Source organism: Dietzia sp. E1 (assembly GCF_014145015.1).
In the GTDB taxonomy this organism is placed as follows: Bacteria; Actinomycetota; Actinomycetes; order Mycobacteriales; family Mycobacteriaceae; genus Dietzia; species Dietzia cinnamea_A.
The window spans coordinates 1-3834 of sequence record NZ_JAALDU010000211.1 but is presented as its reverse complement, the minus strand read 5'-3'; the positions used below and the strand labels follow the sequence as shown (position 1 = coordinate 3834).

Below are 3834 nucleotides of genomic sequence, written 5' to 3'. Positions count from 1 at the left end.
CCGTGCTGCCCGGCCCACCCGCCCCGCCGGCCGTGGGCATCGCGCAGCCCGACGCGAGCACGGCCAGTGCGACGGCGGCGCCGGCGGCAGCGTAGAACGGTCTCAAGAGGAGCTCCTGCCTGCTAGAGATACGTGTCCGCGCGGACACATACTGCGGGGAGCGTAGAGGCGGAATGTGTCGCCGCTGTTACGGAGGAACCGATGGACGTCGACGACTGGGCCGCGCGGTTCGACCTCCTCGCCGACCCCACCCGGCTCGGGCTCCTCGCGCACATGCACCACGCCGGGCCGGTCGTCGCGACGGTGTCCGACCTGGCGGAGGCGGTGGGTATCACCCGCAACGCGGCGTCCCAGGCGCTGCGGATCCTGCGGGAGCAGGGTTGGGTGTCCGCGACCCGGGACGAGACCGACGGCCGGATCGTGCGCTACACCCTCGTCGACGACACCGTGCACCGGATTCTGCACCTCATGGGCGCGCGGCACGACTGAGCACCCGGACACGGGCGCGGCCCCCGCCGGAGAGACGTCCTCCGGCAGGGGCTGCGTTGTGGGGTCGCGATGCGGGTCCTGGTGTGGGGCCGGTTCAGCCGTGCGCCACGCCACCGTCGACGCGGACGTTGGGCTCGAGCTCGGCGTCGGTGGGCAGGGGCGCGGTCTGCGGCCGCGAGCGCTCGAGGAGGTAGAACGCCAGGGCGCCCACGCCGCAGGAGACGAACCACGAGAAGTCGCCGAGGTGGCCCATCGCGGGGATCAGCACGAAGCACATGCCGACGGCGGCGCCGATCACGGTGGCCGCCACCGCGTTGGTGTTGAAGCCGCCGGTGTACCAGTACTTCCCGGTGGGCGCGGAGGAGTAGAGGTCGTCGACCTTCACCCGCTGTTTTGCGGCGTAGTAGTAAAAGGTGATCAGCACGCCGAACAGCGGGCCGATGAAGCAGGCCAGGATGCCGAGCGTGTACTTGATGACGTCGGCGGAGTCGTACAGGTTCCACGGCGTGAGCAGGAGTGAGCCGACGGCGGCGATCATGCCGCCCGTGCGCCAGCTGATCCTGGTGGGGGCGACCTGCGAGAAGTCGAAGGCCGGGGCGATGAAGTTGGCCACGATGTTGATGCCGATGGTCGCGACGATCACCGTGAGCGCGCCGAGGACGACGGCCGTGGTGCTGTCGATGGCCTCGATCGTCTGGACGGGGTCGGTGATGATCTGCCCGTAGACCGGCAGCGTCGCGGCGGCGGTCACCACGACCAGGGCCGAGAAGAACAGGATGTTGACCGGCAGGCCCAGGAAGTTGCCCCGCTTGACGGCCGCGTACGACTCGCCGTAGCGGGAGATGTCGCCGAAGTTCAGGCTGGGGCCGGAGAAGTAGGACACCATGATCGCGATCGCGGCGAAGAAGGCGAACACCGCCTGGCCGCCGGTGAGCGGCTCGCTGCCGAGCGAGAAGTCCAGGGCGCCGAAGCCGCCGGCCTTGACCACCAGGTAGCCGGCCAGCGCGAACATCACCACGTAGACGGCGGGCCCGGCCACGTCGATGAAGCGGCGGATGGCCGCCATGCCGCGCCAGAACACCACGATCTGCAGGCCCCACATGATGAAGAACGCGAGATACCCCACCGGGTGAAGGCCCAGGAACGAGTGCTGGGATTCATCGGCGTACTCGGCCATCGACGGCCACAGCTTGAGGATGAGCATGACCAGCACCTGCGAGGCGAGGAACGTCTGGATGCCGTACCAGACCACGGCGATGACGCCTCGGATGAGAGCGGGGATGTTGGCGCCCTTGATGCCGAACGCCGCGCGGCAGATCACCGGGAACGGGACGCTGGTGACCTGACTCGGTTTGGCGATGAGATTGACGGCCAGGTTCACGAACAGGATCGCGATGACGATCGCCACGAACACCTGCCACGAGGCCAGACCCATGGCGAACAACGACGTGGCGGTGACATAGCCGCCGACCGAGTGCACGTCCGACATCCAGAACGCGAAGATGTTGTACGCCTTCCACCGCTGCTGCTTCAGCGGCGCCAGCTCCTCGTTGACCAGGAGGGGGTCGTAGGAGCCGTACGGCGACGCGGGCGCCGGCGGCGAGCTCGGCGCGGCGGTCACACCTGCCGCCTGGGGCGGGGTGTCGGGGGCGATGGTCATGGGTTCCTCCGGAGTAGGGCCCGCGGGAGGCGAGCGCGCACGGTGGCGGTGGGGGGTATACCCGTCGGTCCGATCGAGCCGCCGAGCCCGGGGAATTCTCGCCGATACATCGCCGTAACGATCGATTGGTATACCTGAATGCCATGACCGAGAGTGAGCGTGCGTGATGACCGACCCGTCAGCGTCAGGTAAAGAACCCGTTAATCCCACCGGCAGCGTGGCCGCCGCGGCCGAGCCCTCGTCCGCGGGATCCGACACATCGGCCGAGGTCAACCTGGTCGATCGCGTCTACGCCCGACTGCGCGCCGACATCATCGAGGCGCGCATCGACGCGGGGACGCCGCTGCGCGAGCGCGACCTCGCCGAGCGGCTGGAGGTCTCGCGCGTGCCCGTCCGAGAGGCCCTGCCCCGCCTGGAGGCCGGCGGGTTCGTGCGGATCGAGCCACGCCGTCCGGCTGTTGTCACCCACGTGTCGTTCGACGACCTCGACGAACTCTTCGAGCTGCGCGGACCCATCGAGGCGACGGTCGCCCGGCTCGCCGCGGCCCGGGTCGCCGAGGGCGCGGATCCCGCGGCGCTGCTGGCTCTGCTCGCCGACGCCCGGTCCGCGCTGGACGGCGAGGCCACCGGCGACGCCCACCGCCACTTCATGTGCTGCAACGGGCTGCTCCACGCCGAGATCGTGGCTCTGGCCGGCAACCCGCTGCTCGAGCGGGTGATGGCGCCGCTCGCCGACCGCACCGACCGGCTCAACGGCGTGAGCCAGCACCACGACCGCGAGAGCCGGCACGAGGAGCACGTCCTCCTGGTGGAGGCCGTCACGACCGGCAACGCCGAGCTCGCGGGCTCGTGCGCGATCGTGCACATCGAGCGGGAGCGACGCCGGGCCATGTCCGCGCTGCCCTCCCATCCCCACTTCGCGGGCCGGTGATCGCCGTGGACACCTTGAGACTGCTCGTGGTCAACGTCAACACCTCCGAGGCCATGACGGCCGAGATCGCCCGGGCCGCCCGAGCCGCGGCGTCGCCGGGCACCGAGATCGTGCCGCTCACCCCCGACTACGGGCCGGCCTCGGTGGAGGGGAACTACGAATCCCACCTCGCCGCGGTGGCCGTGTGCGAGCGCGTCGCCCGGTACGACCAGCCGTACGACGGCGTGGTGCTGGCCGGCTACGGCGACCACGGCCGCGAGGCGCTGCAGGAGATCTGCCCGGCGCCGGTCGTCGACATCACCGAGGCCTCAGCGATGACGGCCATGCTGCTCGGCCACCGCTACGGCGTGGTCACCACCCTCGACCGCACCGTCCCGCTGATCCACGACCGCCTGCTCACCGCCGGCCTGCTCGCCCGGTGCGCGGGCATCCGGGCCGCCGACGTCCCCGTCCTGGCGCTCGAGGACGATCCGGCGGGCAGCCTGGACCCGATCGTCGATCAGGCCCGGCTGCTGCTCGAGCACGACCGCGCCGAGGTGATCTGCCTGGGCTGCGGCGGCATGGCGGGCCTGGCCGAGCGCATCGCCGACGAACTGTCGGTCCCGGTGGTCGACGGGGTCGCGGCCGCCGTGGCGCACGCCGAGTCGCTGGTCCGACTGGGCCTGGGGACCTCCCGCGTGCGGACGTTCGCGCGGCCTCTGCCCAAGCGGGTGACGTTCCCGTCGGGCGCGCCGACGGAGGTCCGCGCATGACC

4 protein-coding genes are annotated in these 3834 nt (G+C 70.8%); 3 read left to right on the top strand and 1 reads right to left on the bottom strand.

Annotated features, from left to right (window positions below):
• Positions 1 to 201: 201 nt before the first annotated feature.
• Complete coding sequence (locus G6030_RS08125; protein ID WP_182642775.1) at positions 202 to 489, top strand: metalloregulator ArsR/SmtB family transcription factor; 288 nt, start codon at positions 202 to 204, stop codon at positions 487 to 489.
• Positions 490 to 583: 94 nt separating this feature from the next.
• Here G6030_RS08125 and G6030_RS08120 read toward each other — a convergent pair whose 3' ends face one another.
• Complete coding sequence (locus G6030_RS08120) at positions 584 to 2149, bottom strand: NCS1 family nucleobase:cation symporter-1 (RefSeq protein WP_182642774.1); 1566 nt, start codon at positions 2147 to 2149, stop codon at positions 584 to 586.
• 166 nt (positions 2150 to 2315) lie between these two features.
• On the opposite strand from G6030_RS08120, the gene G6030_RS08115 reads away from it, so the two are divergent.
• Complete coding sequence (locus G6030_RS08115; RefSeq protein ID WP_131885357.1) at positions 2316 to 3080, top strand: GntR family transcriptional regulator; 765 nt, start codon at positions 2316 to 2318, stop codon at positions 3078 to 3080.
• A 14-nt stretch (positions 3081 to 3094) separates the two neighbouring features.
• Positions 3095 to 3832 (top strand): aspartate/glutamate racemase family protein, encoded by a 738-nt coding sequence (locus G6030_RS08110; protein ID WP_182642776.1) that lies wholly within the window; start codon positions 3095 to 3097, stop codon positions 3830 to 3832.
• The last annotated feature ends 2 nt before the right edge of the window (positions 3833 to 3834 follow it).